At 47.9% G+C, this 26,879-nt stretch carries 18 protein-coding genes; 8 read left to right on the top strand and 10 right to left on the bottom strand.

What is annotated here, in order from left to right:
- Position 1: 1 nt before the first annotated feature.
- Positions 2-2,608, bottom strand: a complete 2,607-nt coding sequence (locus tag RQM65_RS03665) for a S8 family serine peptidase (protein ID WP_314012824.1) — start codon at positions 2,606-2,608, stop codon at positions 2-4.
- 616 nt (positions 2,609-3,224) lie between these two features.
- On the opposite strand from RQM65_RS03665, the gene RQM65_RS03670 reads away from it, so the two are divergent.
- Both RQM65_RS03670 and RQM65_RS03675 read left to right on the top strand, forming a co-directional pair.
- Positions 3,225-6,308, top strand: coding sequence for a hypothetical protein (locus tag RQM65_RS03670; RefSeq protein WP_314012825.1), 3,084 nt, complete (start codon positions 3,225-3,227; stop codon positions 6,306-6,308).
- A gap of 229 nt (positions 6,309-6,537) precedes the next feature.
- Positions 6,538-6,825, top strand: coding sequence for a hypothetical protein (locus RQM65_RS03675; RefSeq protein WP_314012826.1), 288 nt, complete (start codon positions 6,538-6,540; stop codon positions 6,823-6,825).
- Positions 6,826-6,946: 121 nt separating this feature from the next.
- Here the strand turns inward: RQM65_RS03675 and RQM65_RS03680 are convergent, their stop codons facing one another.
- The 8 genes from RQM65_RS03680 to RQM65_RS03715 form a co-directional block, all read right to left on the bottom strand.
- On the bottom strand, positions 6,947-7,786 hold the full coding sequence (locus RQM65_RS03680) for an aldo/keto reductase (RefSeq protein ID WP_314012828.1): 840 nt from the start codon (positions 7,784-7,786) through the stop codon (positions 6,947-6,949).
- 249 nt (positions 7,787-8,035) lie between these two features.
- A complete protein-coding gene (locus RQM65_RS03685; RefSeq protein ID WP_314012830.1) occupies positions 8,036-8,644 on the bottom strand; it encodes a DUF4403 family protein in 609 nt (202 codons plus the stop codon).
- A gap of 131 nt (positions 8,645-8,775) precedes the next feature.
- Positions 8,776-9,873, bottom strand: a complete 1,098-nt coding sequence (locus tag RQM65_RS03690; RefSeq protein WP_314012832.1) for an ABC transporter ATP-binding protein — start codon at positions 9,871-9,873, stop codon at positions 8,776-8,778.
- A gap of 119 nt (positions 9,874-9,992) precedes the next feature.
- Complete coding sequence (locus RQM65_RS03695) at positions 9,993-11,651, bottom strand: ABC transporter permease (protein WP_314012834.1); 1,659 nt, start codon at positions 11,649-11,651, stop codon at positions 9,993-9,995.
- A gap of 40 nt (positions 11,652-11,691) precedes the next feature.
- Positions 11,692-12,729, bottom strand: coding sequence for a Fe(3+) ABC transporter substrate-binding protein (locus RQM65_RS03700; RefSeq protein WP_314012836.1), 1,038 nt, complete (start codon positions 12,727-12,729; stop codon positions 11,692-11,694).
- Between the two features lie 141 nt (positions 12,730-12,870).
- Entirely contained in the window at positions 12,871-14,379 is a 1,509-nt protein-coding gene (locus RQM65_RS03705; protein WP_314012838.1) for a glycoside hydrolase family 10-like protein, read from the bottom strand.
- Positions 14,380-14,949: 570 nt separating this feature from the next.
- Positions 14,950-17,457: a bifunctional glycoside hydrolase family 9 protein/polysaccharide deacetylase gene (locus tag RQM65_RS03710; protein ID WP_314012840.1), complete on the bottom strand. Its 2,508-nt coding sequence runs from the start codon at positions 17,455-17,457 to the stop codon at positions 14,950-14,952.
- A 139-nt stretch (positions 17,458-17,596) separates the two neighbouring features.
- Positions 17,597-18,475: a diacylglycerol/lipid kinase family protein gene (locus tag RQM65_RS03715; protein ID WP_314012841.1), complete on the bottom strand. Its 879-nt coding sequence runs from the start codon at positions 18,473-18,475 to the stop codon at positions 17,597-17,599.
- Positions 18,476-18,645: 170 nt separating this feature from the next.
- Between RQM65_RS03715 and RQM65_RS03720 the strand changes: the two genes are divergently transcribed.
- Both RQM65_RS03720 and RQM65_RS03725 read left to right on the top strand, forming a co-directional pair.
- The gene (locus RQM65_RS03720) at positions 18,646-19,641 is read left to right on the top strand and encodes an App1 family protein phosphatidate phosphatase (protein WP_314012842.1); all 996 of its coding nucleotides are present in this window, start codon (positions 18,646-18,648) and stop codon (positions 19,639-19,641) included.
- A gap of 236 nt (positions 19,642-19,877) precedes the next feature.
- Positions 19,878-20,264, top strand: coding sequence for a DUF2784 domain-containing protein (locus RQM65_RS03725; RefSeq protein WP_314012844.1), 387 nt, complete (start codon positions 19,878-19,880; stop codon positions 20,262-20,264).
- A gap of 27 nt (positions 20,265-20,291) precedes the next feature.
- Here RQM65_RS03725 and RQM65_RS03730 read toward each other — a convergent pair whose 3' ends face one another.
- On the bottom strand, positions 20,292-20,660 hold the full coding sequence (locus RQM65_RS03730; RefSeq protein ID WP_314012846.1) for a hypothetical protein: 369 nt from the start codon (positions 20,658-20,660) through the stop codon (positions 20,292-20,294).
- An 825-nt stretch (positions 20,661-21,485) separates the two neighbouring features.
- Between RQM65_RS03730 and RQM65_RS03735 the strand changes: the two genes are divergently transcribed.
- From RQM65_RS03735 to RQM65_RS03750, 4 genes are all read left to right on the top strand, one after another.
- Complete coding sequence (locus RQM65_RS03735; RefSeq protein ID WP_314012847.1) at positions 21,486-21,935, top strand: ferritin-like domain-containing protein; 450 nt, start codon at positions 21,486-21,488, stop codon at positions 21,933-21,935.
- Positions 21,936-22,088: 153 nt separating this feature from the next.
- Complete coding sequence (locus tag RQM65_RS03740; RefSeq protein ID WP_314012848.1) at positions 22,089-22,613, top strand: DUF421 domain-containing protein; 525 nt, start codon at positions 22,089-22,091, stop codon at positions 22,611-22,613.
- A 39-nt stretch (positions 22,614-22,652) separates the two neighbouring features.
- On the top strand, positions 22,653-23,177 hold the full coding sequence (locus RQM65_RS03745) for a DUF421 domain-containing protein (protein ID WP_314012850.1): 525 nt from the start codon (positions 22,653-22,655) through the stop codon (positions 23,175-23,177).
- A 522-nt stretch (positions 23,178-23,699) separates the two neighbouring features.
- The gene (locus RQM65_RS03750) at positions 23,700-26,837 is read left to right on the top strand and encodes a WD40/YVTN/BNR-like repeat-containing protein (protein WP_314012852.1); all 3,138 of its coding nucleotides are present in this window, start codon (positions 23,700-23,702) and stop codon (positions 26,835-26,837) included.
- The last annotated feature ends 42 nt before the right edge of the window (positions 26,838-26,879 follow it).

Raw genomic sequence — 26,879 nt, forward strand, 5'->3', positions numbered from 1 at the left:
TTTATAGTATAGGTTCGTTGAAGATTTCTTCGTAGCTGGCTACAAATTCGTTAAAGGTCTTTCCGACAAAATTGGGAACTTGTTTCATGGCGATTTCCAAAGCCACTGCGGTTTCCCCGGCCACGTGCTTTTTAAGTTCGGTTACAATATTCTGCAGATAGCCCACCACCGGCCTACCCTCTATTTTTTCGGGTACCTCTACATGTGGCAATAAGGAAGCCCGGTTGAGATGGTGAACCAATAGTGGGCCCTTATTCCTATGCCAGGCGGTAGCTACACGTTTGTTGGTATTCACCAGATCGCGTATTTCCTTATAATGGGCCAAGGCTAGATCGTATAATTCCTTTCCCTGTGGAGTTTTTACCAACCTTGATATTGGGGATCCCTTTGCGAATAACGGTTCCGGATCAGTATTGAAGGTTTGCAATCGTTCCCTTTCAAAAGTATTTGATGCCATTACAATTCCCGCAGCAATGGAATTGACGGCCGCTTGAACATCCAGTTTGCCATCTCCAAACCTATTGTTGGCAGTATTTCCCGTAAAGCTGTCCTTGACCGCGGTATCCATAAGGGCCTGCTTCAGGTCATCGTGGTGTAGTTCGGGATCTTTTTCAAATAGCAGGGCCGCCGCACCCGCCACATGGGGTGCTGCCATACTGGTTCCCGATTTGGCAATGTAGAAGTCATAGCAACAATCACAACAAGAGCCTGCATCAGGATCGTGACGGGCGGACATAATACGGGTTCCGGGTGCAGAAATTTCCGGTTTCATCCTTCCGTCGGCCGTCGGGCCTTGACTGGACGAGGCCTTTAACTTCCCCGAGTCCTTGCCCTTGATGATATAGTTGCCCACTGTGATAACGCGCTCCGCAGTACCGGGAATGCTAATGGTTCCCTCATCGGTCTCAAAAGTGGTGAACTTTGCTAGTTGATCTCTCTCGATATAGGCGTGTATCGCAGCATCGGTAGCTGTAGTATTGGTGAGTTTGATAACCCAAATTCCTGTTTTGTTATGGTCGTCGCCATCTGGGTCTATATCGATAAAAATTCGTTTTCTACCATTGTTTTGGACATTTTGGGAGTCGATGGTTATGGTACTGTTCTTTGTATCTTCGGTAAAATTGACATTGTCTCCGGGACTCGCAGTGTTCGTACCGGTAATATTGTTCCCTTTTGGTATAATCTCAATGTCCAGGTCATTTGCCCCTTCGTACCAGATATCGATTTCAATTTTTTTGGTGTCGTCATCGTCCTTGGGCGGTAAAACCTTGAATTTCAGTTCAACGGGAGAAGCTGCATTGTTGGCAGGTACAGTGGTTTGAGCATGCCTATCGTCACTACCAAGGTTTCCAGCAGATTTAACGATGGAGAAGCCCTTCGTATTCCCGAGCAACAAATACAGATCAATCATTTCCTCTACCAAAGTGGTACCGTCATGGGGACCAAGATTGTCGCCTAAGCTCATGTTGACTACGGCAGGTTTATCGGCATCCTCCGCTTTTCTCATAATGTAGGATATAGCATCGATCAAATTATTGGATGTCCCTAATTCATTGGATCCGCTCCTCAGGCGCACAAAAATGAGATCGGCCTCTGGAGCCACTCCTACATAGTGGAAGGACCCATGGCAGTTCCCCGACTGGGCCCCGTTTCCCGCGGCTATTCCCGCGACGTGGGTCCCGTGGTCGTCCGGCTCATGCCTTACGACCGTCATGGGATCGGAAGCGGCAATAGCGTTTTCAATATCCTGTGTGTCGTACTCCACCCCGTCCATCGGATTTCCTACAGCATCCGTCGGTGCAGTCTCACCCCCCTCTGGGGTAAGGGATTGATCCATAAGAAATAAAATTCGTGATTTGCTTTCGTCCGAAATATCCCTAAAGACTTTATGCGAGTACAGAAATCCGAAGTCGATGATACCCACGATCACGCCTTTACCGGTAAACTTATCCGTGCCGCCAAAAGGCGGACTGTCATTTCTTATGCCGTCCGCATTTATTTCTTCGATACTATCATCGAGATCCGGGGCATAGTTTCGGTTGGTCTCGATCCGAATAACGTTGGGATGGGAAACCACAGCTTCCAACCTGTCCAGCGGAATTTTAACCGCCACCATAGTACCGACTATGCTGGTTACTTGGCAGCCAAGGTCGGCCAGGAACTCGTAAGAATCGCGGAATTGGAGTAGTGCCCCGAGCATCTTCGTTTGCCTACCACTGTCTCCGCTTGCCATAAAAGCCTTGTCCTTTTTCGCCTTATCCAATATAATTTGGGTACGCGGATCTATTTTTTTATGCTGGGGTATCTCGGCGGGTTCTCCGTTAAATTTCAGGAAATGGGTCTCTTTTAGCGAGGCGATACTTTCCAAATTTTCGACCGCGATAGATCCCGAAAATTCTGTTTTCCCCAAGGACTCCTTGAGCCTAAAGCCATATTTTTCCAGCTCATGTGCATTGGCGGTTGTAGTGATGATTACAGGTAGGGGATCATTCTCTTTTAGGCAGGGGTGAATCCAATCCATCTTCTTTCTACCCAGCTTTTGAACATTTTGATAGTGCTTATAGATAAGCTGAAGCTCGGAATCCAGTTTGTGTAAGAATTTTGACATTTCCCTATTTTAAATCTGCTTTTTCCGATAAAATCGTTCCTGCAAAAGACACTTGGAACAGTACCCTTGGCAAACAACCAAGCTACCTAAATGCTGGGGGAAGTTTGAGCATTAGCGCTCACAATCAATGAACCACTCCGAGGCAGAACCCTCGAGGTATCAGAGCCAAGATTCAAGAATCAAGAAACCTGCCTTGCCGGCAGGCAGGCTAGAATTTTTGTCTTGGCTCTTGGTTCTTGACTCTTGTTTCTCCATGATTTGATTAGCTAAATGCTACACCCGAGGCCGAGCCTCGGGGAAGTGTAATGATTAAGTGGTTCAAGGGGAGTTGTGCTCTAAAACGTTAATCAAGTCCAAAAAAAAAAATACCTGTGAATTGGGGCCGGATATTTTTTCCTGAAAATAAGAAAATCTCACGCCCGTTACCGGAATTATTGTGTGGATTGCAAGATTGTATGTATGAATTGCATATTATTTTACATACATTAAGAACAGTATTATACTTAAAGGGTGCAAGGATGTCGAAACGGCAGGGAACTACCGGTTCATTCAAATTTTTCCTTATCTTTAATCCCACTCCCCCATACCTATTTCATAACCACCAAAGACCGACCTTATGCTCAATAAATGGTTTAACCAAGGGGTGAACTTTCTTATCGCGGTATGGATACTTCTTTCCTTTTTGATTCTCGTCTGCAATGGATTCTTTTGGATCAATGACTATATCAGCTCTCCTCAACATGGTTTGTTCGAGAACTTTGATGCCGTTTCGGACATTATAAGAAAAGAGGGTCTAATCTCCTATAGGCTTTACTTTTTGCTCGATTTTGCATGGGGGCTGTACCTGCTTCTTATCATCGGGTATTCGGTCAAGGATAAGAACGATAACAGCCTCTTAAATTACAGGGAATACAGTACCTCGGCCTCAAAATTCTACCTCTTTTTTGCAAGTCTCGCCTTTCTTTTGGATTGTATGGAAGGCATAAGTTATCTCTTCTTTTGGGGAAGATTTCTAGAAGCCATCTATATCGGAAAAATGTTGGCCTATTCCGTTTGTTTGTCCTTTTTGCTGTATTGGTTATTAAAAAGGTTCTTCCTGCCCCATTTCAAATCCCTTTTAAGATTTGTGTGGACATCGCTCTTTAGCATCCTTTTTCTTGTCGTTATCTACCTTTTGATCACGATGATGCCCCAAGGGGGAACCATTATCGTGGACCTCTTCTACAGCCCTGGTAATATTGTAATCCTATTTTTTCTCCTCGCATTTCTGGCCATCATGATTTCCCACTATCCGGTTTACGCCGATATCTGGATGAACGGTGATAACACCTGTGTGAGCCTTGAAATGGACGAAAAGCTACGCGTTTTCGGTTTTGGCATTATCTATTACAAACGAATAGCGGGGAAGAACTCCGGGAACCGTTCCTATGACAACGAAATGGTCAAGGCGATGCGACGCAGTCTTGGGATTTTATTGTACGTGGCGGTATTCAACATTCTTTTCAGTGTCATCTCCCAATTTTTTGAGGTGCAGTTCGATGTCCTTAGCCTGACCGTTTTCATAGCGGTCGTAACCCTTTTCCTGTATTATCTAGAGGGAAAAAAATACGATAGCTGGAAAGAAAAGTTGACCAACAAAGAGCTTTCCGAAGCCGTCAAGCGGAAAACGGTCAACGAAATTGTGTTCTATGTGACCTGGTTTCCCAAATACTTTGTCATTAGTACGGTCATGGTTATGGTCACTGCGATGTGCGCCTATTTCCTGCAATGGGACCGTTGGACGATAGTACTCTTCCTGATTGCGCTAGGGCTTCAGCTCTTCCTGTATATCATGTTTAAAATAGCCCGAACGTTCTTCAAATATGTGTACCGTTGGAAAACGCTCAAAACCGAGTACAAAGAAATGTACAGCGAGGATATTATGTCAATATTCGAAAAGTACGACCCAAACGCTACCAGGGGCGAGACCGCAGTGGGCAAATTTATTGGCAAATTCAGCGATAATGTGCGGTATCTACGGTTGATGCAAATCAGCGGGCTGCTCTCCTTGTTCGCTTTAATAGTGGCCAATACAATTTTTGCAGTGGCCACTTTCTTCAACCCGCTGGTCATCATACTGCTTTATATCATATTCTTCTATTCGCTTTTCGTCATTATTTTCAAACACGTGCTCTACTATCACAGAAGCTCGGAAAATACCTTTGAAGGCCGTAACTTTTTTAGATACGGTATACCCCTGGCATTCTTTTTACTATTAGGATTTATGGTGTTCACTTCCTTGTTTCCGAACGACCTGCACCAACTGAGTTTGGTCAACCGTAAAACCCCTGAGCCGCTTCCGTACGAATCCTTTCTTAATTCCATGACCAGGGACAGTACGCAAGTGGGGCCTAAGAATTATTTTCTGGTGGGATCCTACGGCGGAGGCCTAAAGGCGAATCTTTGGAACCTATTACTATTAAATCGTCTGGAGAATGCTTCGAACGAAGCGTTCCTTAAACGCACCCTTGTCCTATCCGGAGTTTCCGGGGGAGCGGTAGGAATAGGTAATTTTGCGTCCCTCCTCCATGAGCAAAAAGACAGCCTTGCCATAGCCAAGGGCATAGAAAAAATCGGACGTTCCAATGTGCTGTCCAACGAATTGACCTATCTGCTCGGTCGTGATCTGCTTCGGGAATATTGGCCGTGGTGCAACTACGAGGGCAAAGACAGGTCGTACAAGAGTATGGAACAGCATGCCAAGAACACGGGAATGGAGGCCTACAATACCATTGCTTTTGATGAGTATTGGCAGGATGTTTATGAAAGTAGGGATAGCACCTTTCCCGCATTGATCATCAATACCACCGCTGTCAGCGGTCAACAAGGGTTGGCCGTTTCCGTCCAATTTCCGACGAACACCTTTGCCGGGGCAAGGATTATCAATGTTTTTAAGGACAGTCTAAGCGACAAGACCCTCACCTATTTTGGTGCCATTTCAACGACCAACCGCTTCCCTTTTTTTAGTCCCACGGCAAAAATCCCTACTAAGGGAAGTTATTTGGATGGGGGCTATTTCGACAATTCGGGGATGTTGAGCACCTTGGAGGTTTTTGATGCCATTGTTAGGGATACGACCACAAGCTTTGCTCCACAGATAAATCCCGTATTCATCAACATTATCAATTCAGAGGATTTCTATGTTGCCCAAAAAGTAAAAGAGTATGGGTTGGAGCCAAAGAGAATCAACGATGCCAGCGAAATCGGCTCGATTATCGGAACGATAGCCTCCATCGACAAATTCCCCAGGTTCGTGCTGGAGAAGATTCGGGCCCGTGGCTATGCTGTCGAACTGATTATGATGCCGCACAAGCTCAGCTATGAAAAAATCAAGAACTCCCTCAATGGGGAAGTACCGGAACCCTTGGCACTGATGGATAGCATAAAAAAGCACAACGACTCCATTGATGCCGCACTCCGCGATTATGAACACTATGATCTGGCAAAATGGGGAGTGATAGAGCCGCCATTGGCCCGTTTGTTAAGCGAGCCCGCCGTGAGGTACCAGGAAGCCATGATCAAAGAACACGCTTCGGTCAAAAACACACTGCAAAGGATTTTGGACGACTACATCCCCACGGAAGAGATAATCGATACCCTGTTCCAGCAAAAGGCCAAACGAAGGGCGGTTTCTAAGTATAAGAAGAAAGAAAAGAACTAACTACTTTTTCAGCAACAGCAGTTACGTATCGTCGAAACCTACTACAACAACCAATTTAATTGCATCTTAGGGTTTAAAGTAGGACTTTTGCTATCATTTCCTTAATCTTTAGTTTGTTATTCTTGCAGGAATATTACCCGAAGCCTTGTATCGCCCCGTCACCAGAAGATAACGGCTAAGGTATTTAAAAAGCGGTCTATGGCAAACTGATGCACAGAAATACCGAAGTATGATAAAAAAAAGTAATGTCTTTATTATCGTGACACTTATAATCGTAGGTTTTGGCGTTGGTATCTACCTACAGGATCTGAAACACCAAGAAAGCACGACCACCTACTGGGAAGCGAACAGGCACAATGTGCAACGGTTCAAAGCTATTGAAAAATTCAATCACCAAATGAATGCCGGTAACTGGCGGGCCATGCAAGACAGTATTACCAAACAATTGGATACCCTGATAATACTTCGATTTAGAAAGGAGATGGACAGCCTAAATGAACTACGAAAAACACCTTGATCAGAGATTACAGTGCCCACCACGCTCTTAACACAGGCAGTAATACCTTGGAAGCATCCGTGATGCCAAAAACATCATCATTGACGGTCAAAAGTTCCCTAGGGGCGGGCAAAGAAACAGCTTATAAAGAATTCAAATAAGCGGCCATTTTCTCCCGGCCCTTGGTATCTGGCAATGCCCCATAGCCCGCTCCCATATTATCAATGGCGTGGTCCGGTTTTGAGGTACCCGGAATCACGCAGGTCACCGTTTCATTGGAAAGGATAAACTTTAAAAAATACTGCCCCCAACTTTTGATTCCATACTCCCCCGCCCAATCTGGCAATTCTTTGCCCTTCACCGTTCGAAAAAGAGAACCACTTTCATAAGGCTGGTTGATGACGACCGCCGTACCGTATTTTTGACAGGTGTCGAACAAAGATTGCTCGGCATGACGGGATCGAATGGAATAATTGAACTGTACAAAATCAGGTTTTTCCTGTCGTATGATTTTTTCGAGTATAGCATGTGCCGAATCCACATAATGGGTAAGGCCCCAGTAGGTGATTTTGCCTTTTTCTTTCCATTCTTTTAGCGTTGTTACATGGGTCTCCCAATCGACCAGGTTATGGATCTGCATCAGATCCATCGTGGAACGTTTCATTTTTTGAAACGAACTGTTCATCTGGTCGATGCCCGCCTGTTTTCCCGATATCCATACCTTGGTCGCATAGAAAAAATCATCTTGGCTCGGCAAGGCTGCGGTCAGTTGTCCCACGGTAGCTTCTGAACTACCGTACATCGGGGAAGAGTCGATAACGCTACCCCCCAATTTATGGGTTTGGATCAACACTTGCTTCAAAGTTGACAGGGTTGCGGGATCACCGTTGGCGTCAAAGGTTTGCCAAGTGCCGATACCTACCACGGGCAACTTTTTGCCCGAACTCGGGATCGACCGCTGTCGCATGGATTCGTTGTTCATAAATGAAAATAAAGAAGGCGTCACGGCGAGACCCAGGCCCGAAAGTCCATACAATTGCAAGATTTGTCTTCTGGAATAACACATCGCATTGGATTTTTTGATTGGCCTAATTTAAGGTAGCCCTTTCTTCCCACAAACGGTGTTAAGAGTTTGAGAAATAGTGTTCCTTTGAAATAGGTCCCCGCCCCTTGGGGGCATCTCTCTTTACTATTAGGTGACTTAAATGAAAAACTGGTTCTATTTCGATAGCTATAGCTTGAAATCAGCATCCGGAAGCCGCCGAACGTTTACCTCAATGCCTCCGTTAAAATGGACATGGACCAAAATGTGGTCCGTTAAGACGCTGATCTGTGGAATGGTTATCTTATCCATTCTTCCCTGCAGGTGTATCCCTTGAACCACAGGGATTCCCGCTCTCAACTTTTTGTTCAACCTGTGTAGGTGGGGGTCGATCAACTCATTCAAATTGTAGGTCGCCCTATTCAAAACTTTACGATAGTAGATTCGATTGGCCAGTATCTGCAAGGTTTTATCCAACAAAAAGCTCTTGCTCTTTGAAGCTATTTTAAAAGTATCCGCGGAAAGCTCCCCAGAATCGGCGTCATAGGCTAAGGCGACCTGAATAAACACCGCTACTTCCTTGGTTCCCAAATATTTTCGCAGAACCTGCATCTTTAGTCCCAATACGACATCATAATCCGGTAAAAGACTCGCCCCAAGGCTGGTACCCAGAATCCTGCCATGTTTGCGCTCGTCCGTGCCAATTTCAATGCCGATGAGGTTCTTGTCCGTCAGTTGCTGCAAGATCTCATAGGGGATTTTTATGGGAAGGGTCAAATTTTGATTTACGTTTTCCATGAGATCAAGATTGACGATTTCAACCATAGAAACGGCCATCCGCTTGTAATTGGTTATTCAGGTGTTTTATATCGAGTTTCTGCAAAAACCACTGAAGATTGCTTCTTGACCTAGCGCACACCTCAAAAAGCCTATTCCGAATCGGCTGCCTTGACCTTGTAGTTTTTAAGTTTAAACCGCACGACATCCCCTGTTTTCCAAGTTTGCTCCGAGGACTTCAACAAAATACGCTGCGAATCATCCATAACTTCAACCTCGTTGCCCCCGGCACAGGTAGCGCATCGGTTACAACATACTTTTAATTGCATATGGTCTCCCAAGTACATACACTGCTCAACCCTTCCACACAAATGAGGTTCTTCCGCATTGCAAAAATCGGCTTCCTCGGCCCTGAAGAAGATATTGACCTTATCTTGGTTTACCGCTAACGGACAGTCCTTTGGTCCAGACACAAATCCAAAGGGAGTTTTGAATCCTCTTGGGGAAACCGTGGCCTCTATGTTGTTCGATTTTCCAAAGAGATCCGCAACATAAGATGAGTTGGGGTCCTTGTACAGGGCGTCCGGCGTATCGAGCTGCAGCAGCCTACCCTCGAGCATCACCGCGATCTTATCCGCGGTAGAAAAGGCATCCTTGGTATCATGCGTCACCAAAATCGCCGTAATGCCCATAGCTTTAATGATCTGCCGCACTTCTTCGCGCACTTGGTCTCGCAGGATCGTATCCAGATTACTGAAGGGCTCATCCATCAACAAAAGTTCCGGTCGCGGTGCAAGTGCCCTCGCCAGTGCTACGCGTTGCTGTTGCCCCCCTGAAAGTTGATGGGGATATTTTTTTACATCCTCTTTCAAACCGGTCAGATTTATGGTCTCCATAACCCGTTGCTCGGTTTCCTTTTTCTTGAGTCCTTTTAGACCAAAGGCGACATTCCCATAAATCGTCAGATGAGGGAACAGGGCGTATTCCTGAAAGACCATGCCGGTTTTTCGCTTGTTTGCGGGCACGGATTTGCGGCCGCTTACGATGATTTCTTCCCCCAGACGAATAGTTCCCGAATCGGGATGTTCCAAACCGGCGATCAATCGCAACAATGTAGTTTTCCCGGAACCACTTTCCCCGACAAGCGCCAATATTTCCCCTTTTTCCAAGGAAAAGGATACTCGGTCGACCGCATTGCTATCGGCGTTTCGATATCGTTTACTAATCGTATTTAATTCAATAACCGCCATTTTATTTTCTTTTTCTGCCTATGCGTTCCGTTGGATTTCCGATTTTTTGCTTTTACGTCGCGTTGGGTTTTGCTTTTTTCCGCCTTTACGTTATGTTGGGTTTCCTGTATATATGATCTTTAAATTACCCTGGGTTGTGTTTTTTTTGCTTTTCCGTGCCGCTGGGATAACGCGTTGTTCAATAGAATGATAGGCACTACCCCTGTCAAAACCACCACCAATGATGCATTCGCCGATTCTGCTATCATCTCATTGGTCGCCATATCAAAGGCTTTGGTAGCCAAGGTATGGAAGTTGAAAGGCCGCAAAATCAAGGTCAGCGGAAGCTCTTTTAGGATATCCACGAACGCCAAGAGCACCGCTCCGGCTATGCTGTTCTTTATCAAAGGCAAATCAATTTTCCAAAGCGTCCTTAAAGGGGATGCACCTAAAGATCTCGCTACCTCGTTTACCGAAGCCCCGGTCTTTTGAAAACCTGCATCGATAGCATTATATCCAACGGCCATAAACCGAACAATATACGCCACGACTAAGATAAACAATGTTCCCGATAAAATCATCCCGAACTGGTCCGATACCGCCCATTTGATCGAACGATCGAGTTCCATCATGGGAATCATTACTCCTACCGCAATAACCGCACCGGGAATGGCATAGCCCAAGGAAGCTGTTCGAGCGATATGTTTCGTCCACCGCAGCGGACTTAAACGGGTGGCGTACAATAAAAATATGGAAATCACGGCAATGGCCACTGCCGAACCGATGGCCAGGGAGAAACTCCTGAAAATCAAGATACCGAATTCGGCATCCACCACGTCCCGCCAGGTTAGGGACACCCAATAAAAAAGCTGGGCCAGCGGAAATATAAAGCTGATCGATAAGACCGCCAAGCAAAGCGCCGTGTACAAGCCTCGTGTACCTTTACGTTGGGGCCTGATCCGAATGGCCGGCTTGGAACTTCCGCGACCAACGTTCCAATTACGACCGCCCCTCTGTATATTTTCCAACCAGATGAGTACCAAGACCATCACGGTCAATATGGCGGACAGATATATGGCCGTATTGATATCCCCGAAGGAAAACCAGGCCCTAAAGATTCCCGTGGTAAACGTATTCACCCCGAAGTATTTCACCGTGCCGTAGTCATTCAGAACCTCCATGCCCACCAGGGCGATTCCACCTGCTACTGCCGGGCGCGCCATGGGCAGGGCGATCTTGGTGAACATCTGCATCCGATTACTGCCCAAAAGAAGTGCCGCCTCTTGCATGGCGGTGGACTGCCGCATAAAAGAGGCCCTACAAATTACATAGACGTAAGGGAACAGACTTACGGAAAGAATAAAAATGGCACCGGGCAAGTTCATGATATCGATGATCGCCCCTGTAAAATGAATGTCTAGCGTATTCCGGAAAAACGCCTGCACTGGTCCGGTATACTCCAAAATCCCCACATAGCTATAGCCCATCATGTAAGAGGGAAACGCCAAAGGAAGTATGAGAAGCCATTCAAAATACCTACGGCCCGGAAAGTCGTACACAGAGACCAACCACGCCATGCTTACCCCGATAAGAAAAGTGAGGGAGCCTACCCCGAGCAGTAAAAGGATGGAATCGCCAAAATAGGAGGGTAATAAAGTCGAAGCAATATGCTGCCAGTGTTCCCCGGGCCTGTCAAAAAGTTTGACCAGAATGGTAAAGATCGGGGTCAATACCAATAGCAATATTACAATTGCCGCGCCCGTCCATTTATTCCACCAATACGTGGTTCTTTTCGCCATTCACCGCTCCGTATCCTTTAATTTGGACTCAACATCCATTTTATTTCCAACCCGCCTCGTCAAAAATTTTGACCGCTTGGCTATTGTATTCCCCTAGCTTGGAGAACGGTACGGAGTCCGTTTTAAAATCGCCCCAGGTCTTCAAAATGGACGCCTTTTCGGCCTTCGGGTTGATCGGGTATTCGTAGTTTACGTTGGCCAAGGTCTGCTGGGCTTTTTCTTCCGAAAGAAACTCCATCAGCGCTATGGCATTTTCTTTGTTCGGGGCATGTTTGGTCACCCCGATCCCACTGATATTGATATGGGTACCTCTTCCGTCCTGGTTTGGGAAAATAACGCCTACGCTCTCCCCCGCCTTGCGCTCTTCCTCGTTCTCATCGTTGAGCAACAGTCCGATATAATACGTATTCACCACGGCGACATCTCCTTCCCCGGAAGCAATTGCTTTTACTTGGTCTCTATCACCGCCCTTCGGGTCCCTGGCCATATTCGCCACTATACCTTCAGCCCACGCCTTGGCCTTCTCCTCCCCTTCGGCCAAAATAATCGAGGCCAATAAGGATTGGTTATAGATATTTTCGGAGGAACGGATCAATACTTTATCCTCCCATTTCGGATCGGTCAGGTCTTCATAGGTCTTGATTTCTTCGGGATCTACGCGGTCTTTAGCGTAGGCGATAATCCTGGCCCGGTAAGTCATCCCGTACCAGTGGCCCTCTTTCTCCCGAAACTCCGGCGCAATATTGGCTTCCAAAATTTCGGAACTAACCGGCTGCAATAAGTCCTTTGACTGTGCGCGATAGAGCCGGCCCGCGTCTACGGTAATCAAGATATCCGCTTTGGAGTCCGCCCCTTCCGTTTCCAAACGTTGGATCAGTTCATCGGCACTGGCGTTCACGATATTGACCTTTATACCGGTCTCTTCGGTAAATTGGGAAAAAAGTTCATCATCGGCCTTGTAATGGCGATGGGTGTACACGTTAACTACTTCCTCGGATTTCGATTTCGGGGATTCGCCACATGCAAAAAATAATGTTGTCAGGCTTAGGATCAAGCCGAACCTTAGGGTAGTTTTCATCCGTTCTGGTTTTTTTATTCGGAAGGCAAATATACGTTTATTTAGACTTGTTACAAACAAGAAGGGAGGAACATTGGCGACTTCGGTATGGGATGCTCTTCAGCGACACCTTGGGCGGGCTTGTGGTTGTGGTATGGATGACTACTCCTTCAGATCTATACATTTCGGTTCGGATGTGCGCCCGAACCGATCGATAAAGATCAGCGCCACCCGTTTCCGTTTTCCCAAGATTTTTTTGGGAAGGACAATCGGCCCGCTATTCTCCACCGGAAATTTGGCGAGCATCCTTTTTAGGGAATAGTGCGACTTGGCTTTCCTTCCGGTAGGATGTACCGTCACAAATCGGTACGGCGCTACATCCTCAAAACTAAGGGCGATACCATCGTTCGTTTTTTGGATAGACGACAAGACGATGGGAGCGCTTGCCGGACCTTGCATCCAAGGGGATGCGGGAGGGAGGGCTTCCCTCCTATAATACTTCCGGCGCAGCTTTTTGACCAGATCGGCATTATCATCCATTAGGCTTTTGGCACTGAAAAAGACATTGCCCTTCACGGCCCGCGTATTTCGGGCAAAGCGTAGCTGTTCGGGCAATTCGTTCTTGTTGTCCCAGGCTTTGTCGCTATTGTTCCGGATTTTATACGGTCCGTTGCCGATGTACAGGTTGGAGTTGGTGCTGTTTTGGGCCCACCACTCCGTTATCTTCCGATGAGAGGCGACGGGCAGGTCCATGCTCCAGTACACCTGCGGCACCAGATAATCGAGCCAGCCCTTTTCCATCCAGAGTATCGGGTCGGCGTAAAGGTTATCGAAGGTGGTCTGCCCCGCCTGGGTGTCCGAGCCCTTTGGATCGGTGGACCGGTTCTTCCAAACGCCAAAGGGACTCACACCAAATTGTACCCAGGGCTTTCGGGCCTTTATGGTTTCATAGCTGTTTTTGATCAGCAAGTCCATATTACTTCGCCGCCAATCCTCAAGGGCCTGCCCTTCGGAACCGTACTTTTCGAAGCTCGTCGAATCGCCGAATACCTCTCCCTCGATGGTATAGGGATAAAAATAATCATCGAAGTGTACCGCGTCGATATCGAAGTTGGCTACCAGCTCGTCGATGACCGAGACCATCCGCTCGCGCACCTCGGGCAGACCGGGGTCGTAGTAGTATTTCTTGCCGTATTTAAGCATCCACTCCGGATGAAGGTGGTAATCGTGCTCGGGACTCAAAATATCCGTATTCAGATCAAAGGTCGCCCGATAGGGATTCAGCCAGGCGTGGAATTCCATTCCCCTGGCGTGGGTCTCCCCGATCATCCACCGCAAGATACTTGCATCGGTATCGGGAGCCTTGCCTTCCTCTCCGGTCAAGAACCGCGACCACGGAGCGTAGTCGGATTCATAAAAAGCATCTCCCGCCGTGCGCACCTGCACGATGGCCGCATTAAAGTTGAGGCGGTCGTAAAAATCGAGTATCTTCAGAAAGTCCGCTTTCTTTTTGGCGATGGGGTCGGCACCGCTCTTGGGCCAATCGATATTGACCACCGTCGCTACCCAGAACCCGCGGAACTCCCGTTCCGGTTGCGGGATGGATCTAAAAACCGTGCAAGAACCCAGCATCAGGGAAAGCAGCAGGGCGAGACAAAGGTGTTTGTTCATGCTTGCATCTCCTATACTACTGGTCGATGATTATTTCTTCGTACCGTGAAAAACGTCAAACCAGTATTTTCGATTTACAACGGGCAAAGGTAGTGATCTATAGGTTGACTCCGCACGATATTCACAAGCCCGTTCAAGCCTTGTTTGGATAAAACTGAGGCTATACTGATTCCCGCTACTACCCTGAAGTTTAATTGTACATCTTTGGTAGGATTAATTCCATCGGACACCCGGACTGCTATAAAATGTGGACTTCGGTGAAAGAAAAGTATCGCCAATTGGTGCCGAAAAGGACAAAGGGAACGAAAATGATGTTACACATTTCACGTTCCCTTTGGTTATCATTATTCTTGATCGGCATTATCCGCTCAATACTACGGGTATAATCTCAGCTGTCAAATGAATGACTTAAAGCACCCCTGAAATGATGAATTAAATATACGGCAAATTTTTGATTTTTGGCCATCGAAATTCTATTGCGTCAATATTTTGATTATTTGAGCACATAAATTAACCTATTCGGTGCTGTACCTGCCCATAAGGTCAATTATGCCCCGTCCCGGTAACATGTTAGCCCTTCAGATCCAACACCTCGTTTAATGTCCCGAAGCGGTATCCTTCCCCCTGTAGGGTCGAAATAAGTTCGTCAAGTCTGGAATAGAACTTATCCGTTCGAGCAGGAGGGGTGCCAAGATGCGAAAGAAGCAAAAAACCATTCAAGTTTTCTTTCTTCTCTTGTGAGAGAATGGATTCAAAGATGGCATCGGTGCTTCTATAATTTTCCATATCGGGCGTAGTATAGTCCGCGTGGGAGAGGGTACCCGGGGTGAAATTAATCAATTGCAGACCCATTTGATCCGCCCACTGCGTTATGATGTCGTTGTTCCATTCGTAGGGCGGCAGAAAATAAGGGGCATCCTCTTTTTGAATCCCGAACTTTTCCATTTCGACATAATTTGCGTTGACATCTGCTTTAAATTCGCCTTGGTTTACCAATAGCTTCTTTTGCTCCGTCCAATCGTTGTACAGCAGGTGTTTGTCGGAATGGGCACCAAGATAGTGTCCCAATTCCTTAGCCCGCTCGATAAAAGCGGCGAACTGCCTGTTCCTGTAAAAATTCCCCGTCAAAAAGAATGAGGCCTTGATATTGTGTTTATGTAAGATATTGAGGATTTCGTCGGCCCCATCGGCATATTCGTCCCCTGAGAACATCAAATGGATTATTTTCCGGGACGTATTTCCGCGCACGATGGCACCGGTTTTGTCATAGGTATAGGCGTGTTTTTGATGTCCCTTCGCCCTACTTTCACCTTCCAGAGAGGACAGGTAATAGACCAAGGATGCCGTACCGTCCATGGTAGGTTCGTTGGTGGAGTAACTTCCGATATCGTCTTGATAGACGACCAGGTCGGATTGAAACTCGGCATACTCATCTTCGTCGTGGAGTTCCACCCCAATCAAGCTATTGGCGATGGACCCGTACACCGGCCCGTCGACCAGCCCGCCATCGGTCTGATACTGTTCCAACAGCCAAAGGGAAGAATGTGGGTCCATCGGATAATCCCCGTCTTCGGGAAGCCCTACAATCATCGAGGTACCCCAGATGTTACAGCCAAAAAGCCAATCCCGCAGGGCGGCTTCCATTTCGAGATACGTTTTATCATCTGTAAGGCGATGGTACAATCGGCTTTGGGTTACCGCCGCGGTCACGAAATTGTTCGAACACCAGACGAAGGGGATGCCCATGTAAAAAGGATTGTCCTTTCCTCGCGTGTGCAGCATTTGCAGGCCCATGTCGTAATAGGTGGCTACGTCAGATCTTTCGTCGGCTTTTAAGGCCGATGCCAATTCGTAATGGCCCGCATTCAAAAAAGGATAATATTGATAGTGCAGCACCGTATCGCGCCCGATCCAAGGCGTGGTCTTTTCTTCGCTGGCATATCGGAGGGCCTGGTCCTTATATTTTGGGTTTTTCGTGAGCCGGTACAGACTACTCGCGGCCAGTTCCATATCATCGACCCAATTTTCCTCTTCATAGAAATAGGGAGCACGGCCCGGAGCGGTCTGGCTGACGCCGGGATGCTGTTTCCCGTAACTATAGGCATTCTTGGCACGTTGTGGCAGGTCTTCGGAATATTCGGGATAAAAATCCTTTAAGACCGTGGCGCCTAAAGCAAAGGCAGAGGCATATTTGCCCGCGGTCGATGCCGCCCCGGTAGAACGGTTCTTGTACTTGACCGCCCCCTGCTTTTCACCACTGGCCAGATACACGGGGCGGCCCTTGCGCTCGGGGTCATAGACCACGGAATCCTTATTGGGCAGGCGGTACCCGGCATGGTCGCGATCGTCGGCGATCTGGTTGTAGTATTCGGTGGCAGAGGGATTCATTTTCTTCAGCCAATCCATGCCCCACTTGGCCTCGTCGATGATATCGGGAATGCCGTTCGGCCCGGGCAGTCCGTTGGCCTTATAAGCATCGCCGAAGGCTTCGGGATTATCCCTATAGGCCAGCAACAACTGAAAGACCGCATTGGCCGAGGTTGCCGTGTACTGCAGGTAATCGCTGGCATCGTGCCATCCTCCGGTCACATCGGTCCGCTGGCCTTCTTTATCGGGATTATATAGGATGTACCCGTCGTCAAGGTGACAGGTAGCGGTCAAATAAGGATTGTACCCGCAGCGTTGCTGGCGCATGTATTCCAACAAAAAATCCGCCGTATGGTCATAGACGTCGGGGGCTATCCAAAAAGCGGGGGATCTGACACCCTTGGCCTGAACATAATATTCCCCCGGGACGTCATAATCGCTAAAAGGAAGCCGATAAGTGGAGGTAAAAGGCCCGTACGCCCCTTTCGGGACGGGATTTTCCGAGGCAAAGACCTCATTGCCGCTGGTGGCGTCGTGCAATGTAAACGAATCGATTTTCAAGTCCTTTTTAGCCCCGAAAACTGCCACCTTGATACTTTCCGGGGTATAGCCCAACTGGTTGATCCGGATGACCGCGATGCCCGGATCTTCAGGATGTAATGCGTACAATGTGTGGGCACTTAGAAAAATCAGAACAAGAAATTTTTTCATGACTTTTTTGTGGTTTGGTCTCGTTAATCTATGATTTACGGTAAAGACATAATGAGAGACTGCTTCAAATACGCCCGATGGACATCCCACGGTATTAAACTCCGTTTTTAGCATCGGATAGGGAATCGGAATTTGCAGGTTATACGTCGTTCGCGATTTCGACAAAACCAGGGATAATCGAAACCGAAACCTGTGTTACCTCGCCGCGGGGCTCCCCGTCAATTTGAAAGGAGACCGGCTCCAGGGTGGTCACCTGCGCTTGTGTGGTCTGGATGACCACAACGAAATCGGTATCGAGATCGATATCGCCCCTTAGGGTCTTCAGTATTTCCAAAACATCGAGTTTCTTAAAAACCAATACTTCGAACCTGCCATCGTCGATTTGGCCGTGGGGATTGACCAGCGCTCCCGTTCCGAATTTCTTACTGTTGGCAAAGGCTACCATGATTCCCTCGACCTTCCTCTCTTCCCCGTTGGCCGATATGGTAAAATGATAGGGCGTCCTCGTTTCCCGGAGTGTTGGAATGCTACTTAAAACATAGCCGAAACGGCCCCTAACTGCAGCATCGGAATAGTTTTTTATCAGCTCCGCGTTGATGCCCAGATCGCTAATATGGAGTCCGATCGAATCCCCTATCCGCAGGGCATCCATCCTTACGGTGGTTTCCCCCATGGCCGTTACAATGGCTTTCCCACAGTCTTGGGGAAGGCCAAGGTCCGTGGCTAGTCCATTTGCAGATCCCGCAGGAAGAATTCCCAGTACATATCGGGCGCCGTCACAGGCTTGGGCCACCATTTTAACGGTTCCATCCCCTCCGGCCACCAAAATTCGGTCCGGACGGAAAGATTGTATCTCTTTATGTAAATTCGCGGCATCGTCTTTTCCCGTTGTTCGGAACAGCTTTAGTTTACCTTTGGGTCGAAGATAGTCTCGAACCAGGTCGATAATGGGCTGTTTATCGGTATCGCCGGCCACCGGATTTATCACCAGCAGCACGTTTTTCAACGTATCGTTCATGGGGCAAAATTTAAAACGGTCGTCATCATCCCGGCAAAAAAAATGCGAGCGCTAAGCGTTAGGCCACCTGGGCAAAGGTTCGGGCGTGTGGCACCACCGACTGGCCCGACAAGATTATGCGATGGGGCGGATAAAAGACCTATTTGCGACTAATAAAAATATTTCGACGTGTGAAAGTACGATTAAAATTATATAGGGGATACGCCAATGAGCAAGAAATCATTCTCAGTGGACATGTTTTTAGTAAAAACGCCCCGGACCGGTTTAATTTAGAGGGACGAAAGCTGCGCCATGCCTATGCCGTTCTGCGGATGTTTACCATTAAGACCTTGGGCAACGTATCGGTAAACTTGCAGTTCGGCGATTTAATATCAAGCACGAAGACCATGGAGGACGGCTACTTTCGTTTTGCCCTGCCCTATTCCGAATCTTTGAAGAGCGGATGGCATTCCTTTACGGTGTCCGCAGAGATAAACGGAACCTACGTCGAGGAGAAAGGGGAGTTTATTAAGCCCTATCCCGGGGAATACGGACTCATTTCCGATATTGACGATACCTTTTTGGTCTCGCACTCCTCTAACTTTTTCTTAAAACTCTACGTGCTCCTGACCCGCAATGTCAACAAACGTAAAATTTTCGAAGGCGTCGTCCAACATTATCGGATGCTGAGCGTTGCGGGCCGTACCGAGAAAAACAAACACAATGCGTTCTTCTACGTGTCGAGCAGCGAGTGGAACCTGTATAATTTTATAGATCGGTTTGCCCAATTGCACGACCTGCCCAAAGCGGTATTGAAACTGAAACGCATCAAAACGGGACTGGGCGATTTTTTGTTCACTGGCGGAGGCAGCCACGACCATAAATTCTATAAAATCAAACATCTGCTCGAATTCTATCCCGAACTAAAATTCGTTCTTTTGGGCGACGATAGTCAAAAAGATCCTTATATCTACGAGCGGATCGTCAAAATGTTTCCTGCCGGAATAGAGGCCGTTTACATCCGTTGCACAAAGAGCAGCCGTAAATCCAAGGTGACTCAGGTGCTCGAGAACATCCTTTCTATGGACGTCAAGGTTTGCTATTTTAAGGACAGTTCCGAAGCGATGGCCCATTCCAAGGAAATCGGAATTATTTCGGGGGAAGAGCATCTAAAGGACAAAATTTGAAATGGACGAAAGGACGAAAGGAGCAAAGACGGATATATGCTCCCGCACATCCACTAAAATGTCGGGCAATAAAAAAAATCATACTTGCAAAAAACTTGGTTGGCCAAGGTGGCCTTTTGTACCCCCCGAATCCAAGCTACAAGTTTCGTAACTTCATACCGCAACGATTTAAACAAGAAGGGCTAGTTCGCTTACATAAGATCTAATGCCCCCGACAAAAACAACAAACTGAGCCCATGGGGGAATTCGGACTGCATTTGCTCAATTATTTCTTTTACGCCTTCCACACGGTGTTGATTCTTTTTAATCTCTTGGGATGGCTGCATCCCCGATTGAAAAGGCTCAATCTCATCACCCTCCTGCTCACCTTTGCCTCGTGGGTCGTATTGGGACTTTGGAAAGGATGGGGCTATTGCTTTTTGACGGATTGGCACTATGGAATCCTAAGGGCCTTGGGAGAACGGGGGATGCCTTCCAGTTATATCGCCTTCCTGACCGAAAAACTCACGGGCCGCTTGCCGGATGCAAACCTGATCGACGATGTCACGGTAGGATTGGCGGTACTGGCTTTGGGCTGCTCCCTCTACGTTAACCTTCGGCCGAAGGCCAACGATAAAGGGTGAACAACCTCTCAATGCCGCCCGATTATATTATCTTGAGCAATCGGCACCCCAGATTTCACCGCCTTTCGTAAAGGCAATGATCAAAGTACCCTCATCGATACTGATAGTTCCATCGGAATTGATCAAGACATTCTGGTTTTTTTCCATTTCAACGTCCTTTAAGGTCGGAATGCCATCGGAAAAATCGAAATTGTACGAATCGCCCACCTTCACCACGGTGACCCGTCCATCATCGGTAGAAATATCGGTGTTGCTATCGGGATCCGTGTAACTGACCGATCCGTTGTAGGTCCCGACGAACAAATTATCATCGGAGGGGTCGTTGTCGTTGTCGCAAGACACGGCTAACGCCAGAGTGAAGAACGCAATTCCTATAATTTTAAGGGATTTTTTCATGACTATGAATTTTTGAATTTTATTATTTTGCCAAAAATAGTGGCTGGTATATCGCCACGTATTCATTTAGGATATCCTTAATACGTATTTATTTCTTTGAGCTAAAATTACCGTCGATGCAGATCATTTTCCGCAATTCGTTGGGGATATGCCCTTCGTAAATCCAATGTGACCGACAAGATCTTTCCGAATGATACCCTGCGTTTCAATCGGACCATCCGTATAACGTTCATTTTTAGATGTATCGAATCAATGTTCCTGCATCAAATTTCGGATTTTCGCAAATATCAGTACAGAACAGTACGAATGCCTCGGTTGCTTACCCCGTCTATAGAGAAAGGTGCAACTGGGTATGGCATCCGTTAGCTACATATTTTTGAACACTTAAAACAATGACAGTTATGAAGAAACGACTTGGACGATGAAGTCAAAAATGCCCAAGTGATTTATTCCGCCTCCTGATCCGCGCGTCCAAACAAAACTAAAAGATGCCGATGTCAAACCATCGGCATTTTTTACTATAGGTCGGGACGCCGTTTCCATTATCCCTCGGATTTTTTTTGAACTATCGCCGCCCATCGGTCAGAAAATGCCCCCCAATAGCCAATTACTTCGAGAAAGCCCGCCAAACAGAAGCGTTTCGAAGCAAGCCTCGGAGCATTAAAATTTCGATTATCGAGTAATGCAACGCTGTCTAAAGTAACAAACATCAATCTAAAAGGTTACCATATTATTAAAGATTGTAAATACGTCAAAAATACATCGAATAGAAACCACCGACCCGTTTGGGAATAAGTAGTTTAGCAGCACTAAAAACAAAATATCATGAGCAAAGACAAAAGTAAAATTCTAGACGAAATCGAAGAAATTCTTGAAAAAAATGAGGATGCCCGAAAAGGATATGAAAAAGCGGCCGACAATGCGGACAGCAATGCACTCGCCGGTTACTTCAGGGAAAAGGCCTCAAAAAGAAGGGAATTCAACACGAAGTTAAAGCATGAAATCAAGGATGCCTATCCCGATTTTGATGAAGACGGATCTTTTACCGGTAGTATGCACCGAGCCTGGATGGACGTGAAAAGCCTATTCTCCGCGGATGACGACGAATCCATGTTGGAGGAGTCCATTAAGGGAGATAAGGCCGCTATTGACGAGTACAACGATGTCATCGAGTATGACAATTTGGCCCCGGGCCTTAAGACCTTGTTGATTTCACAAAGGGATGAAATCCAACGCGACATAGCACAGAACGACTCCCTCGAAAGTTTGCATTAACATATTATAGCTAAAAGGCGCTCTACCGAGCGCCTTTTTTTTGTGTTTTGTCCATCTTTTTTAACGACTTTTCCGTCGTTGACGCAGGCTGGCACCCCCAGTATCTCACCACACAACGCAATAATTTTACTATCCCGACCCAAAAACCTCTACATGGAAAACTGGATTCTTGCCCCGATGTCAACGCTTTTAATAGTAATTTTCTCAGTACTATTAATTTTTAGTATTATCATTCTAATAACCCGTATTTCCGGTCTCCGCACATTTGCCAAGATGTCGAGCTTCGATTTCGCCTCGACCATTGCCATTGGATCTATATTGGCCTCTGTGGTGATGAACACCGGGCAATCGATAATCAAGGGTACCATAGCCCTTGCTACGATCATCGCCTTTCAAACTCTTTTTTCCTATGCAAAAAGAAAATCCAGCAAGCTGACCGAAATGCTAACGAACACCCCCATGCTCATCATGGACGGGGACCAAATTCTATACGACAACCTGGCCAAGACCAACGTCAGTGAAGAAGACCTCATCGCCAAATTACGGGAGGCTAATGTCAGACACTTTGGGGAAGTACTCGCGGTCGTGCTCGAATCTACCGGCGATGTCACGGTAATACACGCCAACGACGGAACCGAGCTAGACCGTGACCGGTTGCTCAAGGGGGTGCAGCGGTGATACGGTGCAAGTTTTACCTCTCAATTTATCCTAAACGTTATGTTAGAAAAACTTATTGAACTGAGCTGGAGCACAGTGGGCCAAATTGCCATTAGCGCATTGGGCATCTACCTTGCCGTAATTATAATGACCCGTATTTGCGGGAAACGAAGCTTTTCGAAGATGTCCAGCTTCGATTTCGCCATGACGGTAGCCGTTGGATCGATCATAGCGACCACGGTGCTCTCCTCCACCGTCAACATGGTCGAAGGCGTCGTGGGACTGGTTGCCGTTTATCTGCTCCAAATTACCGCCGCCCTGGCCCGAAGAAACAAAACCGTTCGAAACCTGATGGATAACTCCCCATTGTTGCTTATGGATGGCGATACGATTTTGGAAGATAACCTACGGAAAGCACGAGTGACCCAAGGAGACCTACGCTCCAAATTGCGGGAGGCGAACGTCACCGATCTCTCCAACGTAAAAGCGGTAGTATTTGAGACCACCGGCGATATATCCGTCCTTCACAAAGACGGCGAAGAGCCGCTTGATCTGTGGTTGATGAAGGATGTGGTTCGGGAGTGAACCGCTTCCCGCTTCATAGGATGGAAGCGGCACTCCGTGGTATCCGGCGGTCGGATAATCGAATTCAGATTTTTCAGTTCGTCCTACGGATCCATTTGAACATTTCAAATCGATTGTTCAGGGTATATGCACTACCAATGGCGGCTTGTAGTTCTTGTAGCTGATTTAAACATCCGCCACGCGCAATTCGTTGGTGGCATCCCGGAGTTCATTTTCAAATTGATTTCCACTTTGGCAGTTTCTTTTTGGCAAGAAGTTGGGAGGTTTTGGCACAGCTGGAAACGTCGTATTACATGTGTTTGGGACTGCCCTGTGAAAAAAGAGACTACTCTCTAGTGCTACAAAAATAACATTTCCCCCGGCGAACTTTTCCAAAAAAATCACCAGCCATATTATTCCGAATCCTTACTTTTAGTGCCTAAACAAAACCTATCAGGTCCCAGATGGTCCGAAACCGCTTTTTCGGAATAGCATCCCTGGCAATTAAACCACTTTAATAAAACCGACCTTAACTTGAGCACCATGAAACCATCCCTATTACGTCTCGGCCTTGTTGCCATGATTCTCTCCTTATTGCCCCACACCCTTACGGCCCAAAAACGCAAAAAATCGGATGCCTCGACCGCGCAGGTACCGCAGGAACTCTATTCCAGTTTGGAGTATCGGTCGCTTGGACCGTACCGGGGCGGGCGTTCGGCCACGGTGACCGGGGTTCAGGGCGAACCTGACCTCTACTACTTCGGGGCGACCGGGGGCGGGGTCTGGAAAACGACCAACGGAGGCCGGGAATGGGAAAATATTTCGGACGGCTATTTCGGGGGTAGCATAGGGGCGGTAGCGGTCGCGGAGAGCGACCCGAACGTCATCTATGTCGGAGGCGGCGAAAAGACCCTACGAGGAAATGTTTCTTCCGGATATGGCATCTGGAAAACCGTGGATGCCGGCAAGACGTGGAAGTCCGTGGGACTGGAAAACAGCCGGCATGTACCGCGGATCCGCATCCATCCCAAGAATCCCGATATCGTATATGCGGCCGTTCTCGGAAACATCTATAAGCCTACCGAAGACAGGGGCATCTATAAAAGTACCGATGGCGGGGCAAGCTGGTCGAAAAAACTCTTCGTCAACGAACAGGCCGGATTTGTAGATCTGATCCTGGACCCCAACAATCCGCGCATCATGTACGCTTCTTCGTGGCGGGTCAAGCGCACCCCATTCAGCCTGAGCAGCGGGGGCGAGGGCAGTGCCCTTTGGAAAAGTACCGATAGCGGCGAAAATTGGACGGAAATCTCAAAAAACGAGGGCTTTCCTAAAGATACCTTGGGAATTATCGGGGTGACCGTATCACCGGTCAATTCCGATCGGGTGTTCGCTATGGTGGAAAACAAAGAGAAAGGCGGACTCTACCGCAGTGAGGATGGCGGCCAAAAGTGGTCGCTGGTCAACGATGACCGTAGCCTTCGGCAGCGCGCGTGGTACTACACCCGGGTCTATGCCGATACCAAAGACGAAGATGTCGTTTACGTCGTCAACGTCTCGTACCACAAATCATCGGACGGCGGAAAGACCTTTGAAGCCCACAATGCTCCCCACGGCGACCACCACGACCTTTGGATCGCACCGGAAAATCCGAAAAGAATGGTCATCGCCGATGATGGCGGGGCGCAGGTCAGCTACGATGGGGGCGAAACCTGGAGCACCTACCACAACCAGCCTACGGCCCAATATTACCGGGTGACCACCGATAATGCCCATCCGTACCGGATCTATGTGGCACAACAGGACAATTCGACCCAGCGCGTAAAGCACCGGAGCGATGGCAACGGCATTACCGAAGACGACTGGGAGGAGACCGCAGGGGGCGAGTCCGCTTGGATCGCCGTCGACCCCACCGATAACGACATCGTATATGGCGGGAGTTACGGGGGATTTCTGACCCGGGTAAACCATGGGAAAAACACGGTACGCGGTATCAACGTTTGGCCCGACAACCCCATGGGGCATGGTGCCGAGGGGATGAAGTATCGTTTTCAGTGGAATTTCCCCATAATTTTCAGCAAGCACGATCCGAATAAACTCTACGCCTTCTCGAACCATGTGCATCGGACTACCAACGAGGGGCAAAGCTGGGAAGTGCTGAGCGAAGACCTGACGCGTAACGATTCGACCAAGCTGGTATCGAGCGGAGGGCCCATTACCCAAGACAACACCGGGGTGGAATATTACGGCACCATCTTCGCGGCCGATGAGAGTCCCTTGAAAGAAGGCCTGATGTGGGTCGGCAGCGACGATGGCTTGATTCACATCACCAGGGACGGGGGACAGACCTGGGAAAACGTGACGCCGAAAAATATGCCCAAATGGACCATGATCAACAGTATCGAGGCCTCAACTTTCGACGAGGGCACCTGTTACGTGGCCGCTACCAGTTACAAACTGGGCGATTTTAGTCCCTACCTCTACAAGACTTCCGATTACGGAAAAAGTTGGAGCAAAATAACCGATGGTATCCATGAAGAACATTTCACCCGGGTGGTACGCGAAGATCCGAAGCGAAAAGGATTATTGTACGCCGGTACCGAAACGGGCATGTACATTTCTTTCGACGACGGGGCCAATTGGAGTCCGTTTCAATTGAACCTTCCCATCGTTCCAATTACCGACCTTGCCATCAAGGACAATAGCCTGATCGTTGCCACCCAAGGGCGAAGTCTTTGGATGCTCGACGACCTCAGCGTCGTCCATCAGGCGGAAAAAATCGATCAGTCCGCCGAGAACATCCTGTACCGGCCTAAAGATGCCCTACGGACGAAAGGCAGCACCAAAGAAGAACCATCCCTAACCGAGGGGCAGAACCTTCCGAACGGGGTCATCACCCATTTCCTCCTAAAGAACCTCACCGAGAACGACAGTGTACAGCTGACCTACCTCAACATGAAAGGCGATACGCTGGCCACGTTCAAAAATTCCGCCAAGGAAAAGGATAAAAAACTGGAAGTCAAAAAAGGTGGTAATACCCATGTCTGGGATACGCGCAGCAAAGGTGCCGAAAAGTTGGACGGTATGATTTTGTGGTGGGCCAACCTAGACGGGGCCAAAGCGGTACCTGGCAATTACAAGGTCAGCCTGAGCGTAAACGGCACCGCTGAGAGCCAAGATTTTAAAATCGTGCCCGACCCCCGGGCCGAAGCCTCGGTGGAAGACATGCAGAAACAGTTCGATTTTGTGAGCGAGGTCAACGCTACGGTAGATAGGGCCCACCAATCCATCAAGAAAATCCGCAAGATCAATGAAAAACTCGAGACCTTCGTCAAACAACACCAAGACGATGACCGTGTCGAAGCCCTGGTCGAAAAGGCCAAAAAGATGAAGGGAAAATTCGGGGAGGTCGAAAAGGCGCTGTACCAGACCAAAAACCGAAGTCGACAAGACCCCCTCAATTTTCCGATCAAGCTGACCAACAAACTGGCGCATTTGAACAGCTTGGTAACGCTCGACGATTTCCCGCCCACCGATCAAGACTGGGCGGTCAAATCGGAACTGACGGCCAAGATCAACGCGCAACTGAAGGCCTTCGACCAAATGGCCGATGAAGAGCTCGATGCCTTCAACGATGAATTCAATACGTTGCAGCTCAACTATTTGTCCTTGGACGAATAAAAGTCCCGGTTTTTTTAACAAAGGCCAAAGTTGAACAACCTG

This window comes from Pricia mediterranea (assembly GCF_032248455.1).
In the GTDB taxonomy this organism is placed as follows: domain Bacteria; phylum Bacteroidota; class Bacteroidia; order Flavobacteriales; family Flavobacteriaceae; genus Pricia; species Pricia mediterranea.